This window comes from Leuconostoc sp. S50 (genome assembly GCF_016624925.1).
Classification (GTDB): Bacteria; Bacillota; Bacilli; order Lactobacillales; family Lactobacillaceae; genus Leuconostoc; species Leuconostoc pseudomesenteroides.
Genome location: NZ_JACVUE010000002.1, coordinates 106,973 through 121,546 on the forward strand (window position 1 = coordinate 106,973; position 14,574 = coordinate 121,546).

A 14,574-nucleotide genomic window follows, 5' to 3' on the forward strand; every position below is an offset into this window, starting at 1 on the left:
TTTAAAACATTTCGCAATTTGAATTATAAACTGGCAAAGTACTGTAAAGTGCGAATCATATTCGACGTAAATCCGTATTCGTTATCATACCAAGTAACCGTTTTTACTAATTGAAAGTCACCAGCTGTTGTAATTTCGGTCTGAGTCGGATCAAAGACACCACCATGTGTATCACCAATCATGTCCGAAGAGACAATTTCGTCATCATCATAACCAAATGATTCCGATTGATATTTTTTCATGGTATTATTAATTTCTTCAGCCGTTACATGCCGTGACAAGATTGAAACCAATTCTGTCACTGAACCATCAACGACCGCCACACGTTGCGCATGTCCTTGTAATTTGCCTTGCAACTCAGGAATAACCAAACCAATCGCCTTAGCTGCACCAGTTGAATGAGGAATTGTATTAGCTGATGCTGTTCGGTTAGAACGCAGATTACTTCCTTTAGGACCATCTAATATCATTTGCGTTGAAGTGAATGCGTGAATCGTCGTCATTGTACCAACTTCAATACCAAATTCTTTTTGTAAAACATAGGCCATGGGGGCTAGCGATTGGGTGGTGCATGATCCAGCTGATATAATTTTATCGTCTGGGGTTAAAATATTTTGGTTAACACCATAAACGACAGTTGGCATATTTCCAGCTGGAGCTGTCACCAACACTTTTTTGACACCCGCTTCTAAATGTGCTGTCGCTTTTTCAGTTGAGGTATAAAATCCAGTAGCTTCCAACACATACTCAACACCATCATTTTTCACCCATGGAATTTGACGGGCATCTTGCTCTGCGTAAACGTTATAATGTTTGCCGTTCACAATAATACCAGTTTCGTCTGCTGTCACTTCGGCTTTAAGTTTACCGTGAGTTGAGTCATGCTTTAGTAAGTATGCCAGTATTGCTGGACTTGTCAAATCATTGATGGCTACAACTTCAATATCATCGGCAGATTCTGCTAATGATAGAATTCTCCGAAATGCCAAACGTCCAATACGTCCAAAACCGTTAATACCAACTTTTACACTCATATTTTCTCCTTTATTAATAATTATTTTTATTGTTAATGACATTGCTCACTATGCAATGGTCATGTATTCACCTAGCGCATGTTGCGCTGCAAGATTTAAAATTGACCATTGCTTATCAAAACTAGGCTGGAAGAAAAAATCCGCCTCCGCTAAATCGGATAATGTCATTTTACCTTTAATCGCTAACGCAATTGTGTTAACAATTTCCACCACATTTGCCTGAGACAGAATTTGGCCACCGAGAATCACATGGTTGATTGGTTTGTATGTTAATTTAATCATCACTCTAGGATTGTCTAATTTTACAAACGAGGGTAACAAAGATCCAACATATAAGCTACTTTCTGTTTTAATTGACAGATTTTTGGCGCTATAATCGTTTAATCCAGTATTAGCTAGTTTTAATCCGAATACTCGTAACGCAGAAGTCCCATTAACTCCTGAAAATGGGCGCTCAGGTTGACTCATTTGATAAATATTTTCTGCCACGTAACGTGCTTCACGCCTTGCTGTGGATGCTAATGCAATCGGTGCTTGTTTTCCAACACTAGCGTATGCGGGCAATATTGCATCTCCAATAGCAAAAATATCTGGTTGGCTGGTCCGTAAAAATGGATCAGTTGCTATCCAGCCACGACTGTCTAAATCAACCGTCCCTGCTAACCAATCTGTATTGGGACGAACACCAGCCGCGATGATGCATAAGTCTGCCGCAAAATGTTGCCCATCATCAGTGATAACTTGTGTAACGCCACTATCTCCCCTAAATTCAGATACACCATGACCAAGGTGAAGCGAAACACCACTGTTGATGAGCTCATTTTTCACTTCATTAGACAGCGGTTCATCTAAATAATTACCTAGTGGTTGCGTTATTTTATCAACAACGGTGACTTGTTTGCCTGCCTTGGCAAATATTTCTGACGCCTCAATACCAATATAACCGGCACCAACTATAACAACATTTTTGACTGTCTTATCATGCAACTTCTCATTAAGTTTAATCGCCCAATCACGACCACGCATTAGGTAAATATTTTCTAAGTCCACGCCTTTAATTGGAATTAGAGCTGGTGTAACGCCGGTCGATAAAATTAATCGGTCATAACTATCGGTTGAAATACCCTCCGTTATTAAATTTTTGACTGTAATTTGATGCACCGATGGATCGATCTTTATCACTTGACTATTCATCTGTACTTTACCACCACGCATTTCCAAATCAGTTGGTGTAAAGTTACGCACATTATCTCGTTTAGTAGTCTGCCCTTCAAGAAAGAGTTGCATTCCACATGACATAAACGAAATAAAATCGCTTTGTTCATAAACCGTGACATCTATATCACTATAACGATCTAATAATTCAAAGGCAGCCTCATGACCACCATGCGATGCCCCTACAATAATGACTTTCATTTTTAACCCCCAAAAAATCACAAAACAACTTTTGCTTTAATCACCTGTATTGCTCCAAAATTTCTGACAACATTTCTTTATTGTGGAAGCCAGTCAAGCGATCAACCACAACGCCATCTTTTTTAATAAGTAATGTTGGAATCGCTTTAATGCCTAATTCCGTCGCAACTTTTTGATTATGTTCAGTATTTAGTTTTGTAAATTTAATGTCACTAAATCGTTCAGACATTTCTTCAACTACTGGACTTTGCATCTTACATGGACCACACCAACTTGCCCAAAAATCAGTTAACACTAAACCAGTTCTTGTTTCATCATTGAAGTTTTGATCATTAATTTCTATTACCATTTCCCAATTCCCCCAATTGATTTAATTACCATACAAACTATTCAGGTAATTGCCATACCCCTGTGCTACCATTTGGTCCTTTGGGATAAATCTAAGTGCCGCAGAATTTATGCAATATCGCAAACCGCCTTGATCCTTTGGACCATCAGGAAAAACATGACCCAAATGCGAATCAGCTAATTTTGACTTAACCTCAACCCGTTTCATACCAAATGAATTATCATTGTGTTCAACAACATTTTCAGGTGCCAAAATGTGAGTAAAGGCCGGCCAACCACAGCCTGAGTCGTATTTGTCTCGTGATGTGAACAGTGGCTCACCACTCACGACATCAACATAAATACCATCTTTAAAAAAATTATCGTACTTTCCAGTAAATGCTCTTTCCGTTGTGCCATTCTGTGTCACTTGCCGCTCTTCATTAGTTAGAGTTGCTTTTGGTTTTTCTAATTGTTCTTTGTCCATCACATACTCCCTTCACAATTTATCATTCCAATAGCGATGTTGAAACGCATGACGCGGTCGCATCATGATTGCTTCTCGCATTGGATTTTTCTTGTAAAAATCTTGATGCTCTGGTTCTGCATCATAAAATGGTTCAGCATCCTCAATTACAGTGACAACAGGTTGGTCAAATCGATTTGATTTCTGAAGTTCTTCTTTTGATTCCTGTGCTTCTCTTCTTTGTTCTTGAGAATTAGTAAATATAACTGGCTTGTAGGTATTGCCTCGATCTGCAAATTGTCCCTGATTGTCAGTAGGGTCTGAAATCATCCAATAGATGTTCAGTAGTTGCTTATACGAAATTTTGCTATCGTCAAACCACACTTTTACTGCTTCAACATGACCAGTTAGATGACTGGATACTTCCTCATAGGTTGGATTGGCAACTGAGCCACCAGTATAACCTGATCTGACTTTTTGAATGCCATCCATTTTTTCAAATGGCTCCACCATACACCAAAAACAACCACCCGCAAATATTGCTGTTTGAATTGCCATAATCACTTCTCCTTGCTTTTATTAGTTTGATATCGATCGGTAAGAAATGTTAATAAGTGTTTTAAGCTTAAGCCGTGCCAAATTGTACCATCATTCATTTTGATAACCGGAAAACTATGATACCCCATTTGTTTTAATTGCTGCAAAGTTTCCGGATGATTTTCAATGTTTACTGTTTCCACTTGAACACCACAATTCATCCGGATTCTTGCAGTAATCCTACATTTGAGACACCCCGTCACATGATAAATAATTGCCAACTTTTGCATCATTCTCATTCACACCTTGTACATCATAAATACCACAATTTGAGTCAACGACACCAGCGTCACTGGACAAAACATTCGCTAAATATTTATTTTGTTCTAACTTCAAGGCACCATGTCCAAGTTGTGGTAGAGCATACTTTTTAATGTAAATTTTGCCTAAATTAGATTCAATCGTGGTGTCAAAATCGTTTGTGATTTGACTTCGTGTTGCTAATATCAAATTGAAAGCAACATCCAACGTGCAAGTTGCCGCGTTAGAAAACGGACCGACACCATCATCAAAATCTAAAATCAGCACTGTTTCCGGATGAATTACTTTGCTTATTTTTTTCGTTAGATTTTCTGAAACTGTTAACATAAATTATTCCCCCAAAAAAATTATTCTGAAATATTTTTAAACATTTTTTCTGTTAGATTAACCATCTGCTGCCATTCTTCATCAGTTAATCCGCTATTACTAGCTAACATTTGTGGAAGCTGCAATGCTTGCTGTCGTTTCAACTTTCCCTCAGATAACAACGTCAACTCAACAATTCGCTCATCTTCAGTTGAACGTACTTTTGAAATTAATCCCCTATCGGTCATTCTTTTAAGCATGGGTGATAATGTACCATACTCTAAGTCCAACAGCCTTCCCAACTCATTAACCGTTAGTTTCTGCTTATCGTAGAGAGCAACCAGCACAAGATATTGCGGATATGTTAATCCCAATTGTTTTAGTCGTGGCATATACATTCGCTGAATCGCACGAGAGGTCACATAGATATAAAAACACAAGTGGTTGTCTAACTTAATATTGTCATTATTAACTGGAATTTCCAAGTTCGTCGCCTTCTTTCTTAACAACTACATTATACACCATTAAATCGTGCACAATGTATAAATTAGCGAAATTCCCAAAAGAAGGATAAAAAACGATATTTAGCGTTGTGTATTACATTTTGTATACAAAAAAAGGCAAGCCTACCAAAGGCTTACTCTTTTTAATTGCGATATATATTACTTAACGGCATCCTTCAAGGCTTTACCAGGCTTGAATGCAGGAACCTTTGAAGCAGCGATTTCGATTTCTTCACCAGTTTGTGGGTTACGGCCCTTACGAGCTGCACGATCACGAACTTCAAAGTTACCGAAGCCAATCAATTGAACCTTTTCGCCCTTTTTCAAAGCTGCTTCAATTGATGCAAAGACAGCATCAACTGATGCGACAGCATCTTTCTTTGTCAAACCAGTTGCTTTTGCAACTGAATCTACTAATTCTTGCTTATTTGCCATGTTCTTTTCTCCTGAGAGTTATTTTATGATTGGCGCAAAGCGCCGTGTGAAATTTGTCGAAACATTATTTCATGTACTTAGAATAACACAAGAAAGCGCTTATGTGTAGTGTTATCAAGGGTTTTCGGCATTTCGTAATAATTACGTTACATAATTACAATATTTTTGAAATTAAGTTACTTTCTTGCACGAACAATTAGCTTAATCGGCGTCCCTGTAAAGTCAAAGGCTTCTCGGATTTTATTTTCAAGGAAGCGTTCATAAGAAAAGTGCATTAGCTCAACGTCGTTAACAAATATAACAAATGTTGGCGGCTGAACTGCTACTTGTGTCGCATAGTAGACACGCAAGCGCCTACCATTATCTGAAGGTGTCGGATTAACCGCAATAGCGTCCATAATGACATCATTCAAGGTTGACGATCCAATTCGCTTTCGGTGGTTATCATCAACGTCTTTCACCAACTGAGGCAATCTGTCTAAACGTTGTCCCGTTTTGGCTGACACAAAAACAATCGGTGCATAGTCCAAAAATTTGAATTCATCCCGAATCAAATTTTCAAAATCAGACATCGTGTGATCATCCTTTTCAATTGCATCCCATTTGTTTACAACAATAATCATCGCACGGCCAGCATCATGCGCAAAGCCAGCCACATGCTTATCTTGTTCTCTAATACCTGCTTCTGCATCGAGAACCATTAAGATAACATTGCTATCATCAATGGCCTTCATAGCGCGCATCACGGAATACTTTTCAGTATTTTCATAGATTTTACCGCGTTTTCTCATACCAGCGGTATCTACCATCACAAACTCGTCACCATCAGGCGTAACAAACCGCGTATCGATAGCGTCACGTGTCGTACCTTCAATATCAGAGACAATGACTCTTTTTTCACCTAACATCGCATTTACAATTGAAGACTTTCCAACGTTTGGGCGTCCAATAATACTAAATCGTATGGCTTCGTCTTCTTGTTCAGCAGCTTCATCAGGGAAATGTTTAACCACTTCATCTAATAAATCCCCTAGGCCAATACCATGAGAACCAGATACAGGGAATGGATCACCTAAACCGAGCGCGTAAAAATCATAAATATCATTACGCATTTCTGGATTATCAACCTTGTTAACTGCTAATACAACAGGTTTGTCGGTTTTATACAGCATTTTAGCGACGACTTCATCAGCTTCGGTCAAACCTTCTCTACCTGAAACAACCATGACAATAACGTCTGCTTCATCCAAGGCCAATTCGACTTGTCCTCTGATTTCAGCTAGAAATGGCGCATCGCCAATTTCAATACCACCGGTATCAATCATTCGGAAGTCGTAATTCAACCACTCAGCTGATGCATAAAGTCGATCACGAGTGACGCCAGGCATATCTTCTACGATAGCGATACGTTCCCCAGCCATTCGATTAAAAATAGTTGATTTCCCAACATTTGGACGACCAACAATTGCTACTATTGGTGCAGCCATATCAGCACCTCCTTTTTATATTGCGTTATCATAAAAAAAGAACTGGCGAACCAGTTCTTCTCAATAAGAATTCTTAGAACTTACCATCAAAAATGTCGCCCAAAGTTGCAGCTGAATCGTCCTCTTGTTGCTTGTAAGCAGCAATATCGGCACGTGAAGCTGAACTATCGTTTGCATTACCGCGATCTTCGCGTTCTGGCTTTTCTTCCAAAGCCTTCATTGACAAAGAAATGCGTTCTTCTGCAGGCTTAACATCAAGCACTTGAACTTTAACCTTATCACCTGACTTCAAAACGTCTGATGGGTTTTCAATGCGCTTGTGCGAAATTTGTGACACATGGACAAGACCTTCAATGCCAGGGAAAATTTCAACAAAGGCACCAAAATCTTTAACACGCTTTACTGTACCTTCAAGTACAGTACCAGCTGGTGCTTCTTCAGCAACCTTGTCCCATGGACCAGGTTGTGTTGCTTTAATTGACAATGAAATGCGACCCTTTTCAGAATCCAATGCCAAAATTTTAACATTAACAACTTCACCCTTTGTCAAAACATCCGCTGGGTTCTTAACACGATCATGTGAAATTTCTGATACGTGCACCAAGCCATCAACGCCGCCCAAGTCAACGAAAGCACCAAAGTCAGTTAAGCGAGCAACTTTACCTTCAACAACTTCTCCAACTGTTAACTTAGCAAATGCTTCTGCTAATTGTGCAGCACGTTCTTGCGCAGCAACAGCCTTACGTGACAAAATCAAGCGTGCTTTTGAAGCATCAATTTCAATAACTTGCGCTTTAATATCTTTATTCTTGAATTGATTCAAATCTGAAACGAAACGATCAGCAACCATTGATGCTGGGACAAAGCCACGAACACCATTGACATCAACAATTAAGCCACCACGGACCGCATTGATAACTTTTGCATCAACAGTGTCCCCTTCAGCAAATGACAAGTTTTCCCATGCCTTACGTGCTTCCAAACGCTTCTTTGATAGCAAGTATGCAACACCTTCTTTGTCGCTTGTAACATTAGAGATGACAACAGCTTCAACGCTGTCACCAACTTTTAATTCGTCTGCCAGGTTGATGTTACGATCGTCTGAGTACTCACGTGCTGGCACAACTCCTTCTTCACCGGTATGCAAACCAATAACTGCTTGGTTATCGTTATCAATGGCTAATACCTCACCGGTAACGACATCTCCTACCTTAATTTGATCTGCACTTTCAAGAGCTGCTAAAAGCTCGTTGTTTGTTTCACTCATGACGTCAAACGTCCTCCTACAATTTACACTATGAATATAGTGTACCAAATATTTCAACTCTTGTATAGTAAAAAACACGGTTTAAACCGTGTAAATTAGAAGTTCAATGAATTTTTGATAATTTTTGTAATTTCATCAACCACTTGATCAATTGTTTGTCCAGTTGTGTCGACAAGTATTGCATCTTTTGCCTGCACCAAAGGACTAATTTGGCGGTGAGAATCTTTATAATCGCGTGTTTCTATTTCTTTTCTTAGTGTATCCAAATCAGTCGCAATCCCCTTGGATACATTTTCTCGATAACGTCTTTGGGCACGTTCTTCGACACTAGCCACCAAAAATATTTTAACTTGCGCATTTGGCAGTACAGTAGTGCCAATGTCACGCCCGTCCATAATGACGTTATCGTGGTTGGCAATGGCTCGCTGACGCTCAACTAAACTTTTTCTGACAGCAGCGTATGAGGAAACGAGTGACACATTGTTCGTTACTTCAGTTGACCGAATCAGTGATGTGACTTCTTGACCATTCAGAAAAACGTGTTGCACAGGTGTTCCTGGTTCAAAATGAATATCAGTTTTATCAAGTAGTTTAGTGATATCTTGTTCATCTTCATAAGGAATGCCGGATTGCTTGGCTGCCAATGTAATAGTACGATACATGGCACCGGTATCAACATAGACATACTTTAAGTTGCCCGCTAATATTTTAGCAATTGTGGACTTTCCCGCCGATGCTGGTCCGTCAATTGCAATTTGAATATTTGTCATCATTATTATCCTTGCTTATTGAATGTTCAACGCAGTGCCAGCATATTGCGTGTAATTATCAACCGTCAAACCAGGGTTCAAAGCGATTACTTGCTCTGTTGTCAAACCATGTGTAACAGCAAAATTATACAATGTTTGGCTGGTACCCAAAACAGCTGTTGTAGTAGCAACACTTGATGACGTTGCACTTGATGATGAGGCAGCAGTTTCATCATCAGTTATACTTTCAGAACTACTGCTTACTTCTGATTGAGAAGAGCTGGACACACTACTTTCAGAAGACGTCGTCTCAGAAGAAGTGGAGGTGCTGCTAGATGATTTTTTGGTTGAGGATTTGTGTTGACTCGATGACGAAACTGTTTGCGGCGTAGAACCTTTATGGTTACTGAAAAAGCCATAAACTGGGAAGGCTGATAAAATGACCAAACCCAATACAATTAAGGCAACTCGCAGCCCTTTATTTTCAGACTTTGAATCAGATGTTCTTGCAAACTTAGGTTCAATCTTTTTATTTTTGGACCGATTAGATCGGCTCATATTATTTGGGTCATAATCGTTCATATTAAACGACCTCCATATTTATTCATTCAAATAAAATTTTACCACATCCCCACATTGTTTTTTGATAACGTTTTATTAAGAAACAATTTTTTGCCATAACGGCGTCAAACTAGCTTTTACAATTTCACCTGTCACGAACCAAATAATCCCTTGAATCAAGTTAAATGGCAATACCATGCCAAACAGATAAGTTTTGATACCGATCAGACGATTAATGTCAAAATTCGCAAAAGTCGCATACAACGGTATTGCAACCAACCAATTAATGATCATAGCTACAACAGTAATTGCAATCACGCTGATTACCATAGCAATTAATTTTTGATGCCATTGCATTTTTTGTGACATCATTAACCCTAAGACCAGAATAAAAGTTAACACGACAGCCACATTAACAGGCAAACCCAGATAAGTATTGATTCCCTCATTTGCTAAAATGAGTTTTAAGATTGTTCTTAAAAACACAACCCAAACTGCGGCCGTCATACCTAACCAACTTAGGGCGATCATAATTGGAACGATTGAAAAGTCCAGTTTCAAAAAATCAGCACCAGGTATTAATGGCAATTGTGGAAAAAGCATTAACCCAAAAGAAATAGCACTTAAAATTGCAATCAAAGTTAAACGCTGAACACGTTGTACCGGTGTCGTTGTTAGTAACATATTTTTTCCTCTTAACTTGGCACATATTGACCAAATCAAAAAAACTGCGCAATTTGTCAGGGTACAACAAAAAGGCAGTTTTCACTTTCTTTTTTAGACTTCTTTATACCCGACTGTACGGTCGGCTTTGGATTTTGACCAAATCAACTGCTTGCGCAGGTCGCGGGCTTACCATTTTTAACATACTATGTCTCACCGCCGGTTAGGATTTACACCTGACCCTGAAGTTTATATTCAATTTGAATAAATGATAACACGAAATTACTTGCGTCGCAACATCCGATAATCTTGTGCTTGCAGTTGTTTCACTTCAGCGTTTGTCAATTTACGATATTCACCAGGCTGTAATCCGATTAAATCAAAGAAAGCATATTGCTCTCGTTTCAATTTTTCAACTGGCAAGCCAACTTTTGCTAACATATTTTTAACTTGATGGTTGCGACCTTCATGAATTGTCAACCTTACCATGCTCGTCTTTTTGTCATGATCAACGCGTGTGATCGCAACGCGAGCTGGTGCTGTTTTACGTCCCTTGATCACAACACCTTTTTTCAATGGGGCAAGTTGTGCTTCCGTGGCAATACCTTTAACTTTGGCCATGTAAGTTTTATTAACTTGAGACTTTGGGTGCATCAATTGATTGGCAACTTGACCATCGTTAGTCAATAGCAAGGCCCCTGTCGTGTCATAATCCAAACGCCCAACTGGATATACGCGTTGATCAACATCTGCCAAAATATCAAGCACTGTTTTGCGACCTTTTTCATCATCATTTGTTGTCACGACACCTCGGGGTTTATTGAGCAAGTAATACACGAGCTTCTCTCTACCTTCGATAGGCGCACCATCAACTTGAATATGATCACCATGTGTGACCTTAACACCTAACGTGTTGACGGTTTGACCGTTAACTTGCACCCGCCCCTGACTAATCATTTCTTCAGCACCGCGCCGCGACGCTAAGCCAGCTTGGGCAATCACTTTTTGTAATCGTTGTGGTTCTTCAGGCATATCAAAATTCACTTTCTTTCTGGTTCGACCGCAAATGGGTTAGCAAATAATTCTCCCTCAGCATCATCATTAATGTCCAAAGATTCCAAATCCGGTAGTGGTGGCAGATCTTGAATTGTTTTTAAACCAAAATAGTCTAAAAAGTCGACCGTTGTGCCATATAGAATCGGTCGACCCGGTTCATCTTTTCGTCCAACTTCGGTAATTAAATGTCGCATTGCTAATTTTTGTAATGTGCCTGATGACTGCACACCACGGATTTGGTCAATTTCAATTCTCGTAATCGGCTGCCGGTAGGCTACAATAACAAGTGTTTCTAACTGTGCATGTGACAGAGTGGCATTAATTGGTGATTCAAAATACTGTTTAACAACAGTACCTAACATCGGCTTAGTCACTAAACGATAATTCCCATCGGTTTCTCGAATTTCTAGTGCACAGCTTAAGTCATTGTCATACTTTGTTGCCAAGTCATCAATAATCCCCATCACAGCAGTCTGCTCAAATCCGGTCATTGTAATCAGATCCGGCAAAGAAATACCTTCGTCTCCAGCCACAAAGAGTAATGCTTCGATTTGACTTAAATTATTCATTTTTAATCCAAATCCTCAATTTCTACAAAAAATTCGTGTTCATAATCCATCTGATGCAACGATATTTTCTCTGCTTTTGCCATTTCTAACAAAGCTAAAAATGTCATGACTAACGGTTCACGTTCATAAACATCATCAAAGAATGTTGTAAAGGCAACCATATCACCAACCTTTTGACCCAATAGATGACGATGAATATTTGAAACGGCATCAGTAATTGTATACTTTTCTGTGACCACGCGTCGACTGATTGGCTGTTGTTGCCGCTTTTTTGCTAGCAGATGCGTAAATGCCATTTGCAAGTCCACTAGTCCTAATCCCGGTGCCAAACCAATTTCTTGGTCAACATCTTCTGGTGCCATCATTGGCAGTCGTGGAAAAGATTGTTGATCTGATTGTTCACGTTCTCGAAGCGTCTCACTCACCACTTGAAATTGTTTATAGGTTAACAACTGCAACATCAATTCTTCACGTGGATCAGTATACTCATCATCTTCAAAATCAGTCTCTACGATATCATTTGGTAGTAAATCATAGGACTTGATTTGCAGTAAAGTGGCTGCCATAACCAGATATTCACTGGCAACATCTAGCTGCATCGCTTGCTGTGTATGTATGAAATCTAAATATTGTGTTGTGATTTCGGCAATTGGCAAGTCGAAAATATCCATTTCTGACTTTTTGATGAGATGAAGTAATAAATCAATTGGGCCTTCAAAATCAGTTAATTTAATTGTTAAGCCGTTGTTTTCGATACCGACTTTCTCCATTTATTAATCAATTTTTGGTTATCTAAAGTTCCCATCAAAAAAACGTCAGGATGTTGGGACTGATAGTCTGAAAGCATTGCAAAATAATTCTTAACACTGCGTGATTCAGGCGATAAAGCAACATGTCGAATAATGGTAATCTCATCATCATAAATTTCAACACCTAGAACCCCTTGAACTTGACCTTGTGATTCTGCTTGCCAAATATAAAGTTCTCGCGTATCACTATTGTGATACCATGCTATTTCAGCCTTTAAATGCGGAATTTCACGCAATCCGGGTAATAGGGATAAAATGCCCATGACTGTTTTTTCATTTTGTTGTCTGGCTAATATAATCATCGTTCAGGCCCTCGGGTGATACTCATCATAGACTTCACTTAATCTCTTTTTAGAAATATGGGTATAAATTTGCGTTGTAGAAATATCAGCATGACCCAATAATTCTTGGACAATTCTAAGGTCTGCACCATTTTCTAAAATGTGAGTCGCAAAGGAATGACGCAATGTATGCGGTGAAACATCTTTCGTGATACCGGCGTTCAAGACCAATTTTTTGATTATCTTCCAAATACCTTGCCTAGTGATTTGATGACCACGATCGTTTAGGAAGACATAAGGTGACTCACGCTCTTTTAATAAGGCAATTCGACTTGTCTTAAAATAACGTTGTAGCCAATCAATAGCAACTTCACCAATCGGAATAATACGCTCTTTGTCACCCTTTCCAATTGTTTGAATTAAACCCAACTCCAAATGTAAATCACTCATTTTAAGGTTGACCAGTTCACTGACACGAAGGCCAGTGGCATACATGACTTCTAATAATGTGCGATTTCTGATGCCAAGAGTTGTATCTTCAACTGCTACTTGAAGCAACTGATCGATTTCCTCAACCGTTAACACAGCTGGCAAATGTTCTGCTTTTTTTGGTGGGCGTACGTCACTCATCGGGTTATGAGCCACTATTTTTTCTTGGGTCAAATAGCCAAAGAATTTACGTAGCGATGTCACCATATGAATCACAGAACTATTAGATTTTCCTTCTTGACGTAGCTGATTTAACCACGCTAAAATCACAATATGATCGACTTGGCGTAATGTTAATTTTTCAACAGTAAGATACTTACCAAAACGAACTAAATCTTGATGGTAGCTTTTGATGGTATTGTCGGATAAACCACGTTCAATACGAATATAATGCAAATAATCTACAATTGCATTGTCAACTTCTTGTGTCATTGTTCAACTAATTTGATGCCGCCATCGACCTGCTCTATCAGACGTTCTTTATATAAGTGACCCAGCGCGCGTTTAAATTGACTTTTACTAAAACCAAATTGTCGCTTGATTGCTTCAGGATTGCTTTTATCGTTAAATGGCAGGAAGTGATCGGAACGCCTCTGCAATTGTAACAACAAGAAAGTGGCATCTTCATTCATGGTTTTATAAGCTAAGGGCTTCAGCGACAAGTTAAGTGTGCCGTCATCACGTACACCAATTACGCGAGCATTAACTACTTCTCCTAAACGTGGTTCATCGTCACGTTGGGAAGGATGAATGAATCCCAAATAGTAATCCTCAGTTAAAACAAGCGTGCCAGCCATTTTATTTCGGTATACGGTTGCCTTAATCTGTTTAGATTTCATTTCTTGAGGTGCACGACGCGAAACAGCGTTAATGATATTTTGCTGTGCAATTTCACCCCACAAACGCCCCTTGCTGTCTTCTTTGATTGCAATCATGAGCCGATCGCCCTTTTGTGGCCAAAGTGATGTGATAGTGGGCAAATCATCTAACGAAACAACAATGTCTTTATTTGGTAAGCCAATTGCGACAAAGACACCCAAATCATGACGGTTAGCTACAACAGTCCCCCAACCGTACACATCTTTTTGTGCTGTGGGCACATTTTTGGTAATTTGTAACTTATGATCTTCATTTTCATAGGCAAAGCCAGTGACAAAGCCACCTAATTTGAGAGGCTTTTGAAGTTCTGACTTATCAATTTCATAAGTAAAACCATCGACTTGCGCAAAAAAGAACTGACTGTTTTCATCAGTGACTTGTGCTTTAATTGTGGTACCAACTGTTGGATTCATATCATT

Annotated in this window: 20 protein-coding genes and 1 riboswitch; all 20 genes read right to left on the reverse strand. The window is 39.2% G+C overall.

Annotated features, from left to right (window positions below; translation table 11 throughout):
- Nucleotides 1-23 precede the first annotated feature (23 nt).
- The 20 genes from gap to IAE53_RS03155 all read right to left on the reverse strand — a co-directional run bounded on the left by gap (nucleotide 24) and on the right by IAE53_RS03155 (nucleotide 14,568).
- On the reverse strand, nucleotides 24-1,034 hold the full coding sequence (gap, locus tag IAE53_RS03060) for a type I glyceraldehyde-3-phosphate dehydrogenase (protein ID WP_200135938.1): 1,011 nt from the start codon (nucleotides 1,032-1,034) through the stop codon (nucleotides 24-26).
- Between the two features lie 48 nt (nucleotides 1,035-1,082).
- Nucleotides 1,083-2,450: an FAD-dependent oxidoreductase gene (locus tag IAE53_RS03065; protein ID WP_200135939.1), complete on the reverse strand. Its 1,368-nt coding sequence runs from the start codon at nucleotides 2,448-2,450 to the stop codon at nucleotides 1,083-1,085.
- A gap of 40 nt (nucleotides 2,451-2,490) precedes the next feature.
- Nucleotides 2,491-2,799, reverse strand: coding sequence for a thioredoxin (gene trxA / locus IAE53_RS03070; protein WP_010294079.1), 309 nt, complete (start codon nucleotides 2,797-2,799; stop codon nucleotides 2,491-2,493).
- Between the two features lie 21 nt (nucleotides 2,800-2,820).
- On the reverse strand, nucleotides 2,821-3,264 hold the full coding sequence (msrB, locus tag IAE53_RS03075) for a peptide-methionine (R)-S-oxide reductase MsrB (RefSeq protein ID WP_200135940.1): 444 nt from the start codon (nucleotides 3,262-3,264) through the stop codon (nucleotides 2,821-2,823).
- A 12-nt stretch (nucleotides 3,265-3,276) separates the two neighbouring features.
- The gene (gene msrA, locus IAE53_RS03080; RefSeq protein ID WP_200135941.1) at nucleotides 3,277-3,801 is read right to left on the reverse strand and encodes a peptide-methionine (S)-S-oxide reductase MsrA; all 525 of its coding nucleotides are present in this window, start codon (nucleotides 3,799-3,801) and stop codon (nucleotides 3,277-3,279) included.
- Between the two features lie 2 nt (nucleotides 3,802-3,803).
- Nucleotides 3,804-4,079 carry a glutaredoxin domain-containing protein gene (locus IAE53_RS11600; protein ID WP_368668222.1) on the reverse strand — a complete coding sequence of 92 codons (276 nt, stop codon included), beginning with the start codon at nucleotides 4,077-4,079 and terminating at the stop codon, nucleotides 3,804-3,806.
- Entirely contained in the window at nucleotides 4,021-4,428 is a 408-nt protein-coding gene (locus IAE53_RS03090; protein WP_148424251.1) for an iron-sulfur cluster biosynthesis family protein, read from the reverse strand. Before IAE53_RS03090 ends, IAE53_RS11600 begins: the two co-directional genes overlap by 59 nt.
- A 20-nt stretch (nucleotides 4,429-4,448) precedes the next feature.
- Nucleotides 4,449-4,892, reverse strand: coding sequence for a MarR family winged helix-turn-helix transcriptional regulator (locus tag IAE53_RS03095; protein ID WP_188350499.1), 444 nt, complete (start codon nucleotides 4,890-4,892; stop codon nucleotides 4,449-4,451).
- A gap of 177 nt (nucleotides 4,893-5,069) precedes the next feature.
- Nucleotides 5,070-5,345 (reverse strand): HU family DNA-binding protein, encoded by a 276-nt coding sequence (locus IAE53_RS03100; RefSeq protein ID WP_004910092.1) that lies wholly within the window; start codon nucleotides 5,343-5,345, stop codon nucleotides 5,070-5,072.
- A gap of 176 nt (nucleotides 5,346-5,521) precedes the next feature.
- Nucleotides 5,522-6,832 carry a ribosome biogenesis GTPase Der gene (gene der / locus IAE53_RS03105; RefSeq protein WP_148424254.1) on the reverse strand — a complete coding sequence of 437 codons (1,311 nt, stop codon included), beginning with the start codon at nucleotides 6,830-6,832 and terminating at the stop codon, nucleotides 5,522-5,524.
- A gap of 73 nt (nucleotides 6,833-6,905) precedes the next feature.
- The gene (rpsA, locus tag IAE53_RS03110; protein WP_148424255.1) at nucleotides 6,906-8,099 is read right to left on the reverse strand and encodes a 30S ribosomal protein S1; all 1,194 of its coding nucleotides are present in this window, start codon (nucleotides 8,097-8,099) and stop codon (nucleotides 6,906-6,908) included.
- A gap of 95 nt (nucleotides 8,100-8,194) precedes the next feature.
- Nucleotides 8,195-8,872, reverse strand: a complete 678-nt coding sequence (gene cmk, locus IAE53_RS03115; RefSeq protein WP_148424256.1) for a (d)CMP kinase — start codon at nucleotides 8,870-8,872, stop codon at nucleotides 8,195-8,197.
- A 12-nt stretch (nucleotides 8,873-8,884) separates the two neighbouring features.
- Nucleotides 8,885-9,430, reverse strand: a complete 546-nt coding sequence (locus tag IAE53_RS03120; protein ID WP_148424257.1) for a peptidoglycan-binding protein LysM — start codon at nucleotides 9,428-9,430, stop codon at nucleotides 8,885-8,887.
- Between the two features lie 75 nt (nucleotides 9,431-9,505).
- Nucleotides 9,506-10,093: an ECF transporter S component gene (locus IAE53_RS03125; RefSeq protein WP_148424258.1), complete on the reverse strand. Its 588-nt coding sequence runs from the start codon at nucleotides 10,091-10,093 to the stop codon at nucleotides 9,506-9,508.
- Nucleotides 10,094-10,185: 92 nt separating this feature from the next.
- Nucleotides 10,186-10,326: riboswitch (FMN riboswitch) on the reverse strand.
- Nucleotides 10,327-10,354: 28 nt separating this feature from the next.
- Nucleotides 10,355-11,104 (reverse strand): pseudouridine synthase, encoded by a 750-nt coding sequence (locus IAE53_RS03130; RefSeq protein ID WP_148424259.1) that lies wholly within the window; start codon nucleotides 11,102-11,104, stop codon nucleotides 10,355-10,357.
- An 8-nt stretch (nucleotides 11,105-11,112) separates the two neighbouring features.
- Complete coding sequence (gene scpB / locus IAE53_RS03135; protein ID WP_148424260.1) at nucleotides 11,113-11,697, reverse strand: SMC-Scp complex subunit ScpB; 585 nt, start codon at nucleotides 11,695-11,697, stop codon at nucleotides 11,113-11,115.
- Nucleotides 11,698-11,699: 2 nt separating this feature from the next.
- Nucleotides 11,700-12,467, reverse strand: a complete 768-nt coding sequence (locus IAE53_RS03140) for a ScpA family protein (protein ID WP_148424261.1) — start codon at nucleotides 12,465-12,467, stop codon at nucleotides 11,700-11,702.
- Nucleotides 12,434-12,808, reverse strand: a complete 375-nt coding sequence (locus IAE53_RS03145; RefSeq protein WP_148424262.1) for a riboflavin biosynthesis protein RibT — start codon at nucleotides 12,806-12,808, stop codon at nucleotides 12,434-12,436. The genes IAE53_RS03140 and IAE53_RS03145 overlap by 34 nt, the downstream gene beginning before the upstream one ends.
- 3 nt (nucleotides 12,809-12,811) lie before the next feature.
- Nucleotides 12,812-13,708, reverse strand: a complete 897-nt coding sequence (gene xerD, locus IAE53_RS03150) for a site-specific tyrosine recombinase XerD (RefSeq protein ID WP_139968407.1) — start codon at nucleotides 13,706-13,708, stop codon at nucleotides 12,812-12,814.
- Complete coding sequence (locus tag IAE53_RS03155; RefSeq protein ID WP_004910057.1) at nucleotides 13,705-14,568, reverse strand: S1 RNA-binding domain-containing protein; 864 nt, start codon at nucleotides 14,566-14,568, stop codon at nucleotides 13,705-13,707. The genes xerD and IAE53_RS03155 overlap by 4 nt, the downstream gene beginning before the upstream one ends.
- Nucleotides 14,569-14,574 lie beyond the last annotated feature (6 nt).

What these genes read in the sequence shown, in the direction of transcription:
- IAE53_RS03120 (WP_148424257.1), bottom strand. Translation starts at nt 9,430, where the DNA reads ATGAACGATTATGACCCAAATAATATGAGCCGATCTAATCGGTCCAAA.
- IAE53_RS03100 (WP_004910092.1), bottom strand. Translation starts at nt 5,345, where the DNA reads ATGGCAAATAAGCAAGAATTAGTAGATTCAGTTGCAAAAGCAACTGGT.
- IAE53_RS03125 (WP_148424258.1), bottom strand. Translation starts at nt 10,093, where the DNA reads ATGTTACTAACAACGACACCGGTACAACGTGTTCAGCGTTTAACTTTG.
- msrA (WP_200135941.1), bottom strand. Translation starts at nt 3,801, where the DNA reads ATGGCAATTCAAACAGCAATATTTGCGGGTGGTTGTTTTTGGTGTATG.
- IAE53_RS03130 (WP_148424259.1), bottom strand. Translation starts at nt 11,104, where the DNA reads ATGCCTGAAGAACCACAACGATTACAAAAAGTGATTGCCCAAGCTGGC.
- IAE53_RS03065 (WP_200135939.1), bottom strand. Translation starts at nt 2,450, where the DNA reads ATGAAAGTCATTATTGTAGGGGCATCGCATGGTGGTCATGAGGCTGCC.
- rpsA (WP_148424255.1), bottom strand. Translation starts at nt 8,099, where the DNA reads ATGAGTGAAACAAACAACGAGCTTTTAGCAGCTCTTGAAAGTGCAGAT.
- IAE53_RS03140 (WP_148424261.1), bottom strand. Translation starts at nt 12,467, where the DNA reads ATGGAGAAAGTCGGTATCGAAAACAACGGCTTAACAATTAAATTAACT.
- der (WP_148424254.1), bottom strand. Translation starts at nt 6,832, where the DNA reads ATGGCTGCACCAATAGTAGCAATTGTTGGTCGTCCAAATGTTGGGAAA.
- scpB (WP_148424260.1), bottom strand. Translation starts at nt 11,697, where the DNA reads ATGAATAATTTAAGTCAAATCGAAGCATTACTCTTTGTGGCTGGAGAC.
- msrB (WP_200135940.1), bottom strand. Translation starts at nt 3,264, where the DNA reads ATGGACAAAGAACAATTAGAAAAACCAAAAGCAACTCTAACTAATGAA.
- trxA (WP_010294079.1), bottom strand. Translation starts at nt 2,799, where the DNA reads ATGGTAATAGAAATTAATGATCAAAACTTCAATGATGAAACAAGAACT.
- IAE53_RS03145 (WP_148424262.1), bottom strand. Translation starts at nt 12,808, where the DNA reads ATGATTATATTAGCCAGACAACAAAATGAAAAAACAGTCATGGGCATT.
- cmk (WP_148424256.1), bottom strand. Translation starts at nt 8,872, where the DNA reads ATGATGACAAATATTCAAATTGCAATTGACGGACCAGCATCGGCGGGA.
- IAE53_RS11600 (WP_368668222.1), bottom strand. Translation starts at nt 4,079, where the DNA reads ATGAGAATGATGCAAAAGTTGGCAATTATTTATCATGTGACGGGGTGT.
- IAE53_RS03090 (WP_148424251.1), bottom strand. Translation starts at nt 4,428, where the DNA reads ATGTTAACAGTTTCAGAAAATCTAACGAAAAAAATAAGCAAAGTAATT.
- gap (WP_200135938.1), bottom strand. Translation starts at nt 1,034, where the DNA reads ATGAGTGTAAAAGTTGGTATTAACGGTTTTGGACGTATTGGACGTTTG.
- IAE53_RS03155 (WP_004910057.1), bottom strand. Translation starts at nt 14,568, where the DNA reads ATGAATCCAACAGTTGGTACCACAATTAAAGCACAAGTCACTGATGAA.
- xerD (WP_139968407.1), bottom strand. Translation starts at nt 13,708, where the DNA reads ATGACACAAGAAGTTGACAATGCAATTGTAGATTATTTGCATTATATT.